Source organism: Paenibacillus sp. NRS-1760 (genome assembly GCF_050467785.1).
GTDB lineage: Bacteria > Bacillota > Bacilli > Paenibacillales > Paenibacillaceae > Pristimantibacillus.
This window is the reverse complement of record NZ_JBITPK010000010.1, coordinates 582,865-598,757: the sequence shown is the minus strand read 5'-3', so window position 1 is coordinate 598,757 and position 15,893 is coordinate 582,865. Positions and strand designations below refer to the sequence as shown.

The 15,893-nt window shown below is 43.0% G+C and carries 14 protein-coding genes and 1 other annotated feature; all 14 genes read right to left on the bottom strand.

The window, feature by feature from the left end; all coding sequences use genetic code 11:
- Positions 1 to 494 precede the first annotated feature (494 nt).
- Entirely contained in the window at positions 495 to 1,991 is a 1,497-nt protein-coding gene (locus ACIFSR_RS13690) for a glycoside hydrolase family 32 protein (RefSeq protein ID WP_430057818.1), read from the bottom strand.
- 216 nt (positions 1,992 to 2,207) lie between these two features.
- Entirely contained in the window at positions 2,208 to 3,221 is a 1,014-nt protein-coding gene (locus ACIFSR_RS13685) for a S66 family peptidase (protein ID WP_430057848.1), read from the bottom strand.
- Complete coding sequence (locus ACIFSR_RS13680) at positions 3,221 to 4,270, bottom strand: hypothetical protein (RefSeq protein WP_339207956.1); 1,050 nt, start codon at positions 4,268 to 4,270, stop codon at positions 3,221 to 3,223. Before ACIFSR_RS13680 ends, ACIFSR_RS13685 begins: the two co-directional genes overlap by 1 nt.
- 41 nt (positions 4,271 to 4,311) lie before the next feature.
- Positions 4,312 to 5,226: an NAD-dependent epimerase/dehydratase family protein gene (locus ACIFSR_RS13675; RefSeq protein ID WP_430057816.1), complete on the bottom strand. Its 915-nt coding sequence runs from the start codon at positions 5,224 to 5,226 to the stop codon at positions 4,312 to 4,314.
- 53 nt (positions 5,227 to 5,279) lie between these two features.
- Positions 5,280 to 6,143 carry a MerR family transcriptional regulator gene (locus ACIFSR_RS13670; protein WP_339207954.1) on the bottom strand — a complete coding sequence of 288 codons (864 nt, stop codon included), beginning with the start codon at positions 6,141 to 6,143 and terminating at the stop codon, positions 5,280 to 5,282.
- A gap of 5 nt (positions 6,144 to 6,148) precedes the next feature.
- Positions 6,149 to 7,066, bottom strand: coding sequence for a phosphotransferase family protein (locus ACIFSR_RS13665; protein WP_430057814.1), 918 nt, complete (start codon positions 7,064 to 7,066; stop codon positions 6,149 to 6,151).
- A gap of 215 nt (positions 7,067 to 7,281) precedes the next feature.
- Positions 7,282 to 7,668, bottom strand: a complete 387-nt coding sequence (locus tag ACIFSR_RS13660) for a VOC family protein (protein WP_339207952.1) — start codon at positions 7,666 to 7,668, stop codon at positions 7,282 to 7,284.
- A gap of 64 nt (positions 7,669 to 7,732) precedes the next feature.
- Positions 7,733 to 8,197, bottom strand: coding sequence for an NUDIX domain-containing protein (locus tag ACIFSR_RS13655; protein WP_339207951.1), 465 nt, complete (start codon positions 8,195 to 8,197; stop codon positions 7,733 to 7,735).
- A gap of 4 nt (positions 8,198 to 8,201) precedes the next feature.
- Positions 8,202 to 9,848, bottom strand: a complete 1,647-nt coding sequence (metG, locus tag ACIFSR_RS13650; protein WP_430057846.1) for a methionine--tRNA ligase — start codon at positions 9,846 to 9,848, stop codon at positions 8,202 to 8,204.
- 42 nt (positions 9,849 to 9,890) lie between these two features.
- Positions 9,891 to 10,152: a binding site (T-box leader), on the bottom strand.
- 263 nt (positions 10,153 to 10,415) lie between these two features.
- Positions 10,416 to 11,879, bottom strand: coding sequence for a serine hydrolase domain-containing protein (locus ACIFSR_RS13645; protein ID WP_430057812.1), 1,464 nt, complete (start codon positions 11,877 to 11,879; stop codon positions 10,416 to 10,418).
- A 38-nt stretch (positions 11,880 to 11,917) separates the two neighbouring features.
- Positions 11,918 to 12,391, bottom strand: coding sequence for a GNAT family N-acetyltransferase (locus tag ACIFSR_RS13640; RefSeq protein ID WP_430057811.1), 474 nt, complete (start codon positions 12,389 to 12,391; stop codon positions 11,918 to 11,920).
- 13 nt (positions 12,392 to 12,404) lie between these two features.
- Complete coding sequence (locus ACIFSR_RS13635) at positions 12,405 to 12,989, bottom strand: GNAT family N-acetyltransferase (protein WP_430057810.1); 585 nt, start codon at positions 12,987 to 12,989, stop codon at positions 12,405 to 12,407.
- 139 nt (positions 12,990 to 13,128) lie between these two features.
- Positions 13,129 to 14,961, bottom strand: coding sequence for an FtsX-like permease family protein (locus tag ACIFSR_RS13630; protein ID WP_430057808.1), 1,833 nt, complete (start codon positions 14,959 to 14,961; stop codon positions 13,129 to 13,131).
- A gap of 9 nt (positions 14,962 to 14,970) precedes the next feature.
- Positions 14,971 to 15,777 carry an ABC transporter ATP-binding protein gene (locus ACIFSR_RS13625; RefSeq protein ID WP_076270790.1) on the bottom strand — a complete coding sequence of 269 codons (807 nt, stop codon included), beginning with the start codon at positions 15,775 to 15,777 and terminating at the stop codon, positions 14,971 to 14,973.
- Between the last annotated feature and the right edge of the window lie 116 nt (positions 15,778 to 15,893).

Below are 15,893 nucleotides of genomic sequence, written 5' to 3'. Positions count from 1 at the left end.
TTGAATGTACCATTAAATGCAACCGTGGGTTGCAAGGGATGTTGAACTAAACTGCCCGTTAGCGTAATGAAGCACCCGCAAGTCTAAAGCTTTATTTTCTCAATCTAATACTTTATTTTCTGTGGACAATTAACGCTAAAGCATGATTTTTAAGGTGTCTTTAGCTGCTTTTCTCGAAATAACGATTCTAGAGTTCGTTACAATGTTAATCCATTCTGAATGGTTTAAATAAGAGTTTCTAGGTTCGTAAGCCGTGTATTGGATAAGGGGAGCTCATCGTTTTGCTTAAGTTCCATCAGAATAAAGTAGGGCTGCCCAGGCGTAGATAAATCTACGCTTGGAACAGCCCTTGGGAAGATTGCAGACAAAATCACGAACCAATTGCCTGCAACTTATCTACCAAATCATTTAATAGAGGTGTAAAATCCATCAACAACTCGCCACGCGCAACAACGTCCAAACCTCAGACAATTACGGTATCAACATTATCAACATCATGACCAAATCGAGCGCATCTGCCAAGCATTCATGGTTTGAAGCAGCGCATCGCCGCCGCGAGAAAAGAAAGAGATACCTGTATCTTCAGGTCTCGGATAAACCCGATTGGTCATAGCGACTCTGCCTTCGCCTGCAAACAATTCAATAGAGGAGCGATCAAGAAACAATCTTAGCTGCAAACGCCCGTCTGAAGACAACTGAAGCGGCGCCTCGCTAACTCCGCCATCGCCTTCACCGCCGAGATTACGATCCATATAAATCTTTTGTTCGCTTATGCAATAGCTAATTTCAGTATAGGCCGTCCCATCCTCGGAGCTGCGTACACGAATACCTACTTCTGTTGCTTCCGTTCCAGCCAGATCAAATACAATATCCATTTCAAGAGAGTCTCCATGGACGCCTTCTATTTTGACAAATTCGTTGTTTGATAGAGCTACATCAGACACCGAAACCTGTTGTCCACGCAGCACGGAAAGCTCCGGCACTGGATTGCTTCTTACCGTACCATCCGCTGCTAACGTCAATTCGCGCGGCAGTGTCATTCCGCCAAACCAGCCATGCGCTTGCTCTGGCATCTTAGCTCCCCATATGTTCATCCATGCGATCATAATTCTTCTGCCTTGATCATCAAGCAGCGTTTGCGGCGCATAAAAGTCAAAGCCATAATCGATTTGTCCCATCTGCTGCTTCTCAAAGCGGCAGCTTGCGTAATCGAACGTCCCTGACAAATACAGGTTTTTGATAGGTGCAATATTCATCGGGGAGATGAGCAGCGTATGCTGATTGCCTTCTCCAAGCGGGAATAGATCTGGACATTCCCACATATCGCCCATCGTGCCATCACTCTGAACAGCTGCACCTTGATATTCCCAGCTCAGCAAATCGCTTGACGTATAAATTAACCCTTTGCCAAGTCCGTCTTTGCCGTAACCAACGACCATATGCCATTTATCTTCATGCTTCCACACCTTCGGATCACGGAATCCGAACCGCTGCGCGTCAGGTGAATCACCGATCACCGGATTAGCAGCATACTTGTGGAACGTCACACCATCGGTGCTTGTTGCTAAAGCTTGAACCTCTTCCGGTGTTTTGCCATCAACATGTCCCGTATACATTAACGTTAAAACGCCGTTGTTATCAACTGCGCTTCCTGACCAACAGCCCTGTCCGCCAAACTCCGCTTTGTCATAATCCTCGGAGGGTGCTATCGCAACCGGCAGATGCTCCCAATGAACTAAATCCTTGCTTCTAGCATGTCCCCAGTGCATCGGACCTTGCTTCGATTGATAGGGATCATGCTGATAAAACAGATGATAATGTCCTTCAAAATAAATCATGCCGTTCGGGTCATTCATCCAGCCTGCTGGCGGCATCATATGATAATGAAGCCGATATGTTGTATCAATCGTTTTCACATTTTCTTGAAGCGCTTTATTCGCATTTGCAATATAACGTTGATGAAGGTCTTGTTTGCTTGTCGTATTTTCCAACCTGATCACCCATCCTTGCTTGTGAATTTTCATCACGCCAATTGAGCATGTGTAAACGCTTACTTTTTTATACCAATCCGTCCTCCCTATCGCAAATAGCTCCAGGCCATTGCTTTCGAAAGACGGACTCACCTCTGCTGTAAATACTGCTGCTACGTTCTCTTAATTCTAGGATCAGCACTATATTGCAAATAGAATTCTTTTGACCTTTGCCACTTATTTAAAATACTGCTTGACTATACCTTTACCCTCATTAACTTCCACTTCGGCATAAGCACCGTTTATGAGCGTAATTTGCGGAGGGACATGCCCGCAATCCACATCATAAATGATCGGAATTTGAAGCTCTTCAGCGAGCTCTTGATATACATCTTCAACGGTATAACCATCTACAGGTTGATTTGCTGGACTCCGTCCGAACAAAATGCATGGGCTTTGCTCAAACCAGCCTGCCAGCTTCATTTGAACCAGTGATCTTCGTAAATCTACGGTCGATAACTCACAGTTTTCGAGGTACCACAAAATAGGCTCACCATCGATAAACTGCTCTCGAAAAGCGGATACATCACCATAAGGTGTGCCTACTAAATGTCTAATCACATCAATACAGCCTCCAAGTATACGCCCCTCGGTCTTCACTTGTTGGTTGGAGGTCGATTTCCAGTATGTAGGCTCGTTCAAATGAAATACATAAGGGGTTGGATTATCGTGCTGCCATTCTTTTTGATAATTGTTAGAAGAGTATTGAATGATAGATTCTCCCGCCTTAGTTGATAAAACCGGTTGCCACATGGCTGTCGTCTCATCCGAATATTCGCCTCTTAGATCAAATAAATTAGCACCATGTGCAGTCGCTATGCCTGTCTTTAACGTAGTCGCAAACAGCAGCACGCTTATATCTGAATAGCCCATTATCCATTTATCATTTAAGCGGTTGAAATCAATATATTCAAGCATCTCAATCAACAGCTCACCTCCCCATGGAGGAATGACGATATCAATGTGATCGCTGCTCATCATTTCATTAAACTCATCGGCACGTTTTTTGGCAGGTGATGATTTGGCTTTATTTTGCGTCCAAACTGTCTCCCCACAAATGACTGAATACCCTTTCGTCTCCATACGTCTGCAAGCCAGCTTAAACGAGTCATACATAGAAGCAGAAACCCCATGCGATGGTGCCGTTACGCCTATCGTTGCTCCTTCTTCAAACCTCGGATATTTGATCATCATTGTCCCCCAGCATAAATGTCTTTTAAAATAGAGAACGCGTCATTCTCTAATGCCATTAGCTCTTTAACGATGGTTATACACTGCTCTTTTTGTTTCACTTCGCGCTCTCGTGGCTCTTGATATGGATACATCTCTTTCAGCTTATTAGATCGAGAGACAACTTGTCTATATGTATGGATTAACTCATTTAGGCTTTGTTCTTCCGAACCTGATGGTGTTCTCTTTAATTCCGTCAGGAACTGCACGGCATGACTCCTAGCTTCGCACAAAATCTCGATAAATAAACTAAAATAATATTTATCCATCGTTTCGGTGTCGAGTGCGTCCAGCCAGCGTTCGTAAGCTTTTGCACCAACAAGATACGTTTTATCCTGCCACCGATAAGCGCCATCCTCATTTAAACGAATAACATAATCAAGCGCTTCTATAAAAGCGGTTCGTTCGTCTACTGCTTGAATAGGAACAACCGAATGCAAAGAAATGAGGCCGCTTGCCTTGTTTTTTTGTTCGGATTTCTCTCGATTCTTTACACAGTTTATACAAGGACAACAACTTAGACCTAAGAAACTCCAAGGTATTGCATCTTCGCTGTGCTCATACCCTGTATGCCAATTATATGTATAATAACCGTGATCATCATGGGCGTACACGACAGATGTCTGGTTTTGAATATCAATATTTTTAGAAAAAACGGGATGATTGGCACGTAAGGCGCGCTTTGCTTTCTCCCATGCTTCCGCTTGCAGACGTTTAAAGTCTTCTCCTTCCGCATAAGCATGCAGCCCACTAACCTCTAATCCAATATTGCGAACAAGCCGAAAAACCTCCGGCTCGGGAGGTCCCCCGTTAGGCTCAACTAGTCTTTCATCAATGACATGTAAGAAAGCAAGCCCCGTCATGCCATAAATCCATGCTGCCGAGAGAGGCATTTGATAAAAGTCAGCCGTAGATTTAATGGCACCGATTAAAGAACTGTCCAGTCCACTAAATTTGTAATGATCAATTTTCACCAGTGTGTTAGCACTCCATTGATTATTTTCATCCATAGATGTACCTCCATCTCTTCATGGTCACGCCTGCAAAACCTCTACCCTACAGTGGATTCCAATGTTTTAGCTATAGCTTCCTCTAAGGGTGTAGCCGTCAAGCCAAACCTCTCTAAAAATAGACTGCTGTCAATAATAAAATCATTTTCGAACTGGTACAGCATTTCGATGCTTTCTCGCGCTGCCGGTATAAACAATCCCCCTATTCGAAGCATCGTTTTTCCCATCGTTTGAATGTTTGCAGGGAATCCAGCAAGTCGATAAGCTGTTTCAACAAATTCTCTTGTTGTAACCGCAGCATCGTTCGGAACATGCCAGGCACGGCCAAATGCATCTTCATGTTGACTTAACACAACGAGCGCTTTCCCAAAATCATCGATAAACGTATACGTATGCTTCTTATCCGGATTCCCCATAACCGTGCACGCTTTGCCTTTCACTATCGGCTTGAACAACCGTGAACCAACAGAAGAATGGTGAACATTCGGTCCAAAAAAATCCGCTCCCCGCCCCATCGTCACCTGCAGCATTCCCTCTTGATAGAGCTGCAGCAGTCGACTAGACATGTCTGCGCGTACTTTCCCCTTTTTAGTCACAGCTGTGTACGGTAATCCTTCATGCATGCTCCCATTAACCTGCCCATACATATATACATTTTCGGCAACGACCAGCTTCGCTCCTGCAGCTATAGCTCCCGAAATGATATGCTCCTGAAAAGGCAAAAACAATTCATGCCACTTCTGATATGGCGGCTGCGCACACTGAAAGACAACCTTTGCATGTTTCATTATGGCCTTTGTCTCATCCTCATTCATTACGTTCGCTTGCTTTACACTCACCCCTGAAGGCACAGTCGCTTTCCCGCTCAAACTAACCATTTTGACAGGTTCTCCAAGAGCAACAAGCTCCCTCATGACGGCCATACCCAGCGGACCCGTTCCGAAAATCACATTCATATTGTTTTTTCCTCCCCATTTGGTGAATAAAAACAATATAAACCCTATAGTAACTATAGGGTCAACGCTTTTCGAACAGAAACTTGAAGCTCTACAATAAACTCCTCCGGCTTCATCATTTGAGCCATATCAACCAAATACAGCTCAATCGATGGGCCCGCTTCGATGTAGTTATGCTTCTCCATCCACTCCAGCAGCTTGCTGTAAATCCGTTTGCACGATTCAGCATTCGGAATTCCGCAATAAAGAGCTGTAATATACTCGCCTTCAGGAATAATTCGGCTATAATCATTTGGAGCGTGAGCACCAATAGCGTCAGTAGAAATACAAAACTCCAAATCAGAATCCTCTCGATCAAATGTCAAAATATTTTCATGGTAAATCGTCATCAATTGCTTCGGAATTAATCCATTTGCTTCCGCCTGCTGAAATAATCGTGTAAACTTCACAACCGATGCTTCCATCCCGCAGGCTGATCTGCTGCGATCAGATAGGATAAGCCGCTCCGGCAAATGTTTTAATTCCACTAACACATCAAGGTTTTTAAGCTCATCGCCTAAATCCAGCAAATAATTGATTTGTTCCGATCTCTTTCCAATCAGTTGTACCAGCTGCTCTAATTGTTCTATTTCAGTAATCGTGTTCCTTCGTTTTAATTCTAGCTTCTCTATTAAACTGCTTAAGCTTCCATCTTTTAAAGCTGCTTTTATTTCATCAAGAGAAAATTGCAATGTTTTCATGTCTTGGACGATTTTAATATAAAGAAGTTCATAATTGGAGTAATACCGATAACCAGTGGATTTATCCGTATGGCTGGGTATGACCAAGCCGATCTTGTCGTAAAAGCGCAGTGTTTGAACAGCGATATTACATATCTTTGCCGCTTGGCCTATAGAGTAGAATTGATCGTTGCTCATCGAATCTATTCCCCTTTGAGAGTCTCGCCTGTTAATAGATCTATCTGCTGCAAAATGGGCCCGGCTAATTCAAGTTGTTTCGTTGCAAACTCCAGATCACCATGCCCTGCGAGAGCAAAATCCAGATTGCCTAAGGTAGACATCAATATGCGTGCAGAAACTGCAAATCCAAATGCCTTTTGATCAGAAACCATATTAGAATGATTCAGCATACATGTGAAAGCTGGCTCTTGTGTTCCACCAAATAAAACAAGGTTGCCAACATAGGAGGCCAAATCCCAGTAGTGGGGCATTAATGATATGTCCTCAAAATCCATCCATAACCAGCCCTCCGGGCTTGGTATCAGGTTTCCTGCATGGGCATCTCCATGACTTGGTACTAACAAGTCTAGCTCCTCCCGCATCTGCTCATCCCATTTATGAAACTTCTGCAATAATGCTTGTATTCGTTCATCGGGGTTTTGGATTAATCTTTGTGCTGATTGACAAGTGCGCTCCCAAACACCAAGCATAGGAACCTCACCTTCGAAGTCCTTCATCGCCTTAGAAAGTTTGTTAATAAGATCAACTGCTTCCTTCGGTGATGGAGGTTGCAAGGCTATAGGAGGGACATAAGCCCACAGCGTCAGCCATGTATCTGCAACGTTATGAGGACCCGCATCAACAAGGCTAGTTGGCAGCAGCACAGGGACATTCTTGGAATGAAGGTAACGCGCTATAAGCAGCTCTCGATCCTGTATCTTGTATGCATTCTCTTCATCTGCTTCAGAGAGGACAATCGCTATTCTTGCCACAACGGGATAAGGAGCTAGATGAATAATTAAATTCCCACCCTCACTAAGCACATGAGGCGTGATATCCGTTAACCCCCATTCATTGGCCATAAATAATAATGATGAGATAAGCTCGTTTTTCTTAGGCATTGCAGCAGCTCCTTAACAAAGTTATACATTTATTTTAGCTTCACTGCTGTATCGCTCAAAGGTAAAAAACGTTTAATAGTCAACTCTAGGCAAAAACTGTCCAAACCATTTCTCAACGCTTCAACTTTATCTCATACTTCGATTAATGACATGCTTTATGCCATTATTCAAATCAAGACTTTTAAGTTCGGGCACATCGACTTAAAAAACATTGCTCACCCACCGAACGCTATACGATAACCGTTATTGTCGACAATGGTAAGCTCACTCCATCCATCTGACCAATGCGGTCCTTGCACAATCTTCACATCTTTTGAAATAAACAACTTATGTAACTGTCTTAATCCCTCTGGATTCGTATAACAGAAAGCATCAAAATAAAGTCCGCCTTCTACTGAGGAATTAGGCCGAATATCACTTTTCAATCTAGCCTCGTGTAGAATGAAGGTCACATCTCCGTAGTTCATATGGATGTGTCCGCCAATATTTTCTGAAGTAAATCCGATATCTTCATAAAAATGGATCGATTCGTGTATATCGGCTACTAGAAAAACCAATGATGGTCCTTTCAATTGAACCAAGTTTGCACTCTTATTTTCCACCAATAACAACTCCTAAAATTTATAATTTATTCTAAACTATTGCAACAAAAAGAAAATTCGATCATCACCCTCGCAAAATATCCGTTTTATGATTCAGTAGATCCCTAAAAAGCTGCTTCTGCACGCTGCTAATACATTCAATATCGATATCCTCCAACTTCGTAAAAACCAACTGCAGCGACTCATTATTGCTATCCTTATGCAGTACATTTTTACCATCCTCAGCTAATTTACCTGTTAAATCTACCGCAACGTTGAAGATAAACATGACGAATACAACTTCATTGCCATCAGGATATCGATACTGCATATTGGGACCAGTGTAAATGGAATACAAATCATATTCTGTTACATGCAGCCCCGTTTCCTCCAACACCTCTCTTATCATCGTATCCTCAATCTTTTCTCCCGCTTCCATTCCGCCGCCAGGCAGACCCCAATCTCCGTAGTCTGATCTTCTCTGTAATAATATTCTTCCAGCTTCATCTTTAATAATGGCTCCGCCAGTGACGATAATTCTCTTATTCATAGGCTCACTCCCTTTTGGATTGAATCTTTAGTGCATTTGTTTCTTCCTCAATGCGACCAACGTCAATACGCTCAAACAACAGCTCTAAACCTTGAATTTTTTGGTTAGCAGCTACAGTAATGAGCTCCCAGCTAGGCTCAGGAAGAGTTAGAAACCTTCTTATTTTCTCGCATGAGAAAGGAATAAACGGGTTCAACAATTGAGACAGATTCGCTATAATTTGCACGCAAGTGTTTATAGTAAAAGCACAAGCCTCTCGATTTTCTTTAATCTGAATCCATGGCTTTTGTTCATCAAAATATTTATTTGCTCTACGAATAGTAGCAAAAATTAACTCAATCGCTTCCTTTAGTCGTCCTTCTTCAATGAATGCACCTGACTCGACATATAAAGAAGCAATGGCTTTTATCCATTCCGCGCTCTGCTTGCTTTCAGGAACGTTTCCTTCAAAAGATTTATTTACAAACGCTAGCGTACGATTGACTAGATTGCCAAATGCGCCAAGCAACTCTCCGTTGTGACTATAAATAAATTCTCGCCAAGAAAAATCAGTATCCCGTTTCTCTGGACCGTTTGCGATCAGGAAATAACGAATAGAGTCTGGCTCATAACGCTTCAAAATGTCCGGCACCCAAACCGCCCAATTATTGCTTGTCGAAAACTTTTTCCCTTCCAGCGTCATGTATTCACAAGAGATGATTCGGTCAGGCAAATGGTATTCCTCGGCGCCTATCAGTACAGCCGGCCATATTAGTGTATGAAAAGGGATATTGTCTTTACCGTGTACATAATAAGAGGTTATTTCCTCATTTCCGTCCTTCCAGAAGGCCTCCCAGCTGCCGCCTGTTTCAGCAGCCCACTGCTTGCTTGCCGATAAATATCCGCTTACTGCTTCAATCCAGACGTAAATTTTTTTATCCTCGAACCCTGCAACCGGAACCTCCACGCCCCAATCTAAATCCCTTGTTGCCGCACGATCTTGAAGCCCCTCTGCAAGATATCTATGCGTTAATTGTACTGCATTTTCTTTCCAACCTTTTGTTTTTTTTGCATACTTAGTCAATTCAGCTTGGAAGGAAGAGAGTGCAAGATAATAATGTTCCGTTGGTCGCTCAATTGGAGGATTCCCGCAAAGCTTGCATGTCTTGTCTGTCAGGTCGGCTGGGTCAAGCAAGGTTGAACAATAATCACATTGATCGCCTCTCGCACGGTTGCTGCAAACAGGGCAAATCCCTTCAACATATCGATCCGGCAAAAATCGTTGATCTGTTTCACAATACGTTTGTTGGATTGTTTTTTTATATAAATGTCCTTTTTCTAAAAGTGTCAAAAATAACTGTTGAACGACTTGGTGATGAAATGGCTGGTCTGTTCGAGTATACAAATCATACGTAAACCCAAGCTGCTTAAAACATTCGGCAAATTCCTGATGAAATCGATCTGCAATATCTCCCGGAAAAACACCTTCCTGAATCGCTTGCACCGCAACAGGTGTACCGTGGCAGTCACTTCCAGATACATATAACACCTTATTTCCTTTTGCGCGGTAATAACGTGCCAACACATCCCCTGGCAATACACTCGCCAGTCTTCCCAAATGCAATGAACCGTTCGCATAGGGCCAAGCACCGCCAATAAACACATTTGTCATCATAACTCCTCCTTTTTTTGACAAACAAAAAAGCCCTCATCCCAAAGGGACGAGAGCTGTGCTCACGCGGTACCACCCAATTTTATTAATGCCTCGCGGCATTAACCTCTTCAGGTACGATGCTTATGCATGTATACCCTAGCACAGTAACGGGTGCGGGTTCCGGCGCAGCCTACAACCATATGAGGTTTCGATGCGCAGCTCAGAGACCATATTCCCAAAGTTATTCTTTACCCCTTTTCAGCAACCGGGGCTCTCTGTAAAAAGACATCGCCTTGGTACTCTTTCTCATCGCAGCTTTTGTTAGAATATTCAATTTATTGGAATTATACTCAATATGATATTTCAAGTCAAGGTGATTATGTTACTGCCCACCTGCTCAATCCGACGATTGATTTCTGCTGTTAAAAAGAACTCACCTCACATTGTGTAATATATGATATTGGTCGTTAAACCCCATTTCGTTCGGTAAGTTTATTTTTTTTATTCCTGTATGTATAAAAAAAGGACGCCGCTTGGCATCCTCTCTGAATTTCTGCTAAAACGCATAGCTGTGCTGTCACGATACTAAACCTGTACACCAATTAATTCGAACGCATTAAATCCAAATGAAACGTTATGGGTACATTTAAGTTCTATTTTATGATCATAAAAGCGAACGAAATAGGTTATCACATACGGGGTTTCTATGTAGATCAAAGTGAGAGATAGTTGATTGCTGTCTATCCAACAAGCCTGTGTAACCACTTCCTGATCATGTGTTTCCAAATCTTTCACAAAATGATCGATTGAATGGTTTGTGGTGCTGAAGTTAAAAGAATACGTCTTCACACTCTGTTCGCCAAAAAATAACTTAAACTGAAATTCGTTCCCGCTTGCTGCAAAATGAAGCTCAGTGAGTCCTTGTTTATTATCCATGAATGAAAAACGAAGATCATCTAAGCGAATAGGACTAGGCTCACTTAATGCTAGTATGAACGGATTAGCCATTTTCAAGAGATGCTGATCTAAATCTGATTTTTGTTCACCGTCTTCAGAGAGGATATCCGTATCTATTTGCAAGAGGATATGCTCATACACTAAATCTAGCATGGTTTGAAGCTGTTTCATGGAAGAGAAGCTCGATGTTGCCGCAATAACAACCTGATGTTTGGCCGACACAAAACACAGCTGCCCATACCCGCCATTTCCCATAAAGCAGCCATCACGACATAAAAAAAATTGATACCCATAACCTTGGGAAAAATCGATGCGCACTTCGTCTCGCGCTGTATCGCTTTGCACGCTGGTGGCGAGTGTAATGTATTTCTCTGAAACGATTCGCTTGCCATTAAATATGCCTTTGTTTAGCAGCATTTGCCCAAACTTAGCTATCCCTTCAGTAGGAATACTTAGTCCCATTCCCCCAGCAACGACGCCAAGTGGACAGGTTTCCCAAGAAGGGGATGAAATGCCTAGAGGCATAAACAAACGAGGCATTAAATATTCGGTTAGCTTTTGACCTGTTACTCTCTCAAGAATAGCAGATAACATATAGGTAGAATGTGTACTGTAACGATAATAGGTTCCTGGCTTATGCTCTACTTCCATTGCTAAATAGGCTTTAACCCAGTCCATTTGCTCTGCTACGCTTCTGTAAATATTGTCATGATGGCCAGCATTCATCGATAGCAAATGGTGTATTGTCATTTCAGCTAAGTTGTCCGAAATCGCGGGAGGCAGCTTATCAGGAAAAAAAGAGATAACATTGTCTCTTAAATCCAACAGCCCCTCGTCACATGCAATACCTATCCCTATTGATGTGAAGCTTTTGCTAAGTGAGAATAACAGCTGCAGAATATCTGGACGATAAGGATCACGATAAAACGTGGAAGTAGCCTTGCCGTTTTGCATCAAGATAAAGCTGTTCAACTTCAAGTTTAATTGATTGATTTGTGTAAAAAACGCAAGCAATGACTTTGATGATAAACCATGGTTTTCTGGTCGACCCATTTCCATAACACTTATCAAGCCTTCAACATCGTTAGTCATGAATGCAATCACCCACTCTTTTATACTCAAAGAATCTACTAGCTCAATTGTTTAATAAACGTCACTCTATCGTAACCGCTGCTAAAATAGTCCTTTTCATATAGGCTGAGCTCAAAACCGATCCGTTGATAAAAGGTTATCGTATCTTCATTACCCGGATGCCCTAAAGTATAAAGAATAATTTCCTTCTCTTTCAGCTCGTTTACTTTATTGCAGATGATAGAAAGCAAAGCTTTGCCAACGCCTGCTCGTTGAAAATCCTTTTTCACGACTACGCCTACGATTTCATAAAGTCCTACTTCATCATTATAAAGGTATCCTGCATGACCCATAATTTGATCGTCATCGCTATAAGCTACATAATATTGGCTTTTACCCGCTGGAGCTTTGGCAAAGTCCGCCCACCGAGGCGGATATCTTTCAATAACGAAATCTGGGAATTGCAGCGGATGCTCCGATAATATATTTATGACATCCTGCCTATCGTTGTGCTCGAACAATCGAATCTTCATATTATTAAACCTCCTAAATAGAACAATCTTTTTTCTGCTGTTCTACAAATTCATCCTTCGTTAGTCCAAATAAAATGAGATCTTTATACTCACCGTTAGTGTAAATAACTTGCCGGCGAACACCCTCTTGCTGGCAGCCCAGCTTGATCATCATGTTTGTTGAGCCTACGTTGCCTTCCAGTACATAGTCATTAAACTTATTAAGCCGTCTTTCCATAAAAGCATACTTTAAAAGAATTCTCATCGCTCTAGTCCCGTATCCCTTGCCTCGGTGATCTCTATCGATCTGTATGCCAATGCTAAACGTGCCGTTTTTCTCATCGATACTATTTAAATTAACGCCTCCAACATTTTCAGCGTTTCTATTTTCAATCGCAAACATGATACGCCTGTTGTCCGTAGAGAAATCAGCATAAGTTTCAACAAAGTTTTTGGCCTCGGCAATCGTAGGCGGCAGCTCAACCGTGCACTCTAGTAGGCGCCGAGCTGGCGTATCAAAGCGGTTGAAGTAATGCCCTTCCCAGTCAGCGTCTTGAATTGCTCGTAATCTAATCTCCTCATCCTGCCAAAAATATTGACTATAATCTATTTCTCTCATGTGATCCTCCCCTAATCAATAATCGTATTAAGCGCTATTATACATAAAATTAATATTAAAAAGGAATTTATTTGTAATGTTCTATCCAAATAAAGAGCCCTCAGGTCATTCATCCTGAGAGCTCCTTTTTTGGTTACCTTTAATGTACAGCCTTATCCCGCTTTGACAGCACGATGTTCTGGTACAATCGAACGGTTAATACATAGTAAGCAGCATAGATAACCACGAACAACGCAATGGGAATCCATAAGCGATAATATGGCTCAGTTAACATAAACGAGAAGAGATTCATGCCAACTAGAACATGCGTGAGCCCAACGATACCAGGAAATAAAAATACGAGGAACAGCTCGTGATAGATTGAACGCGATAACCTCTCTCTCCTTACCCCAAGCTTGCTGAGCATCTCATATCGCTGAACATCCTTCGCTGCACCCGATAATATTTTGAACATTAAGCAGCTCGCCATCATAGCAAGAAAGGCGATGCCAAGGAAAAAGCCCATAAAGACTGTACCGCTAGCGATACCTATTGCATTCTCATAGTTCTTGTACTTGCTCCATGATAGGTACTCCCCATTGGATTTCTCTGTTTCCAGCTGGTCTAGTGCCTTCCATGACATCCGATAAGCGAGGAAATCACCCGTCCTTCCGATCACAACGAACTGTTCCTTTGCTTCAAGCTTTGCGAACTCTCCTGCATCAACAAGCCTGAACTCACTTATGGGTGGCGAAATCTCCCAGATGAAACCTCTCCACTTCTGACTGAATAGCTCTTCTGTATCCTTATTATCTGCATCACTCGCAGAGCCTGCTGGAAGAGGGCCTTTGATCTGTTCTATCTCATCCCAATACTCGCGGCCCTGCCCCGAATGAACAAATGGCCGCTGGCTCTCGAGGTCCTCTTTCGCATAATAAACGATTTCGTTTTCTATTTTGTAGCGATACTTGAACTGCTCCTTGAACGGAATGGAAGCGAGTATCTTTGCTTCTTCCGCATTCGGGTTATGCACGATCGCGTCATAAACGCGGTAGCTCTCTCCCCTAATTTTCGCATCGTTCACAAAAGCCATACCTCCGGCAATTGCACCTGCTCCAAGTGCAATCAGCATCGCCACCGTTGCCAGCAGCTTCGTTAAGCCGTTAATTCGGAAGCTCAGCTGGCCGAAAGTGAAGGCGCGGATTCCACGTGTTTGATTCCTCTTTTTCATTCTTACTATAAGTGGCGGAAGCAGCATCATAAACAGAAGGTACGTTCCGAGCGGTGTCATGAATGTGGCGGTATACAATCCAATCTCCCGCAGCTGCTCCATAAACGTAAGGGAGAAATAACCGAGCCCGAGAGCAATTGCTCCGACGATACTAAGTACAATTTTCCACGGGCTGCTTCCCCACAGCCGATCTGCTTGCATATTGCCATGGACAAGATGCAATACCTTCATGCGAGAAAGCTTCAGCTGATTCCATATCGCAGACAATCCAAATAAACAAGTAAAGAAGATAATAGTAAATAAAATGGCTGGTCCAAATACAGCATGGTAACCGATAAGACTCGTCTGAAGCTGCTTAGCCATGAGATGCCCCACAAGCGTGGATAAGCCAAACCCGAGCCCAAGCCCAACCGCTAGTGAAATTAAGCCGAGCGCAATCGTTTCAATAAACATTAAAGTACGTATTTTACTTTTGCGTGCCCCCAGAACGAGATAGAGTCCGAATTCCCGCTGGCGCAGCGACAGCAAAAAGCTGTTGGCATAAATAATGTAGAAAAAAGTGATCGCCGAGAGCAGTACCGAGCCTAATATATAGACGAGCCCAATTGAGTTGATAACTGCATTTGCCTCCGTAAAATCGCGGTTCCACGCCATCGTCTGGAACATATAGAAGATGGCTATCGACATGACAAGTCCAGCAAGCAGCACGATATAATCTTTGAATTTGCTCTTCATGCCGGATAAAGCTAGTTTTATAAGCATGTTCTCACCTCACTGCCTTTCCGATTCGTAAGTTTCATCGGATGCAGCAGCGGCAGCTGCCGAGCCATAATCGCCGAGCACGTCCAAAATTTGCTTATAAAAGGATTCACGGCTGCCCGTGCGGTACAGCTCTTTCACAAGCTGACCATCCTGTATAAATAAAATTCTTCCGCAATAGCTTGCACTGAACGCGTCATGAGTCACCATGAGAATCGATATTCGCTGTTCCTCGTTTAGACGCTTCATCGTCTCGAGCAGACTAACCGCATTTTTCAAATCAAGCGAGCCTGTCGGCTCGTCACCCAGCAGCAAAGCAGGCTCATGAACGATGGCGCGCGCCGCAGCTGTTCGCTGCCGCTGCCCTCCTGAGATCATCGCTGGATATTGTTCGGCTAGCGCTGTAATACCAAGATTGTCCATTACTTGACGCACTTTGATTCGGATCTCGCCAGCAGGGACGTCCTGCAAGGACAAGGGAAGTGCGATATTCTCATAGACTGTCAGATTGTCGAGCAGATTAAAATCTTGAAAAATAAACCCAAGCCTCTGCGCCCGGAAATCCGAAAGCTCACGGGCTTTCATTCGTGTAATATCTGTTCCAGCAATTGAAATCGTACCCTCTGTTGGATTATCCAGCGTCGAGATTACGTTGAGCAGTGTGGTTTTGCCCGAACCGGAAGCTCCCATAATGCCGATGAACTCTCCTTCTTGCATCGTGAACGAAATATTGTTCAGCGCATAAACCTGATTCGCCTTATTGCTTCCGTATATTTTGGATATTTGTCTTATATCAATAACGGGATTTTTTGTTGTCATAGCTTTGTGACATCTCCTTCTGCCTTGGTACCTGTACGATACCCTGCACTCTACTTAGTATAAGGAAGACGCCTAAAGCGAGCTTAATGTAACCGTTAAGATTTCATAAAGATTAT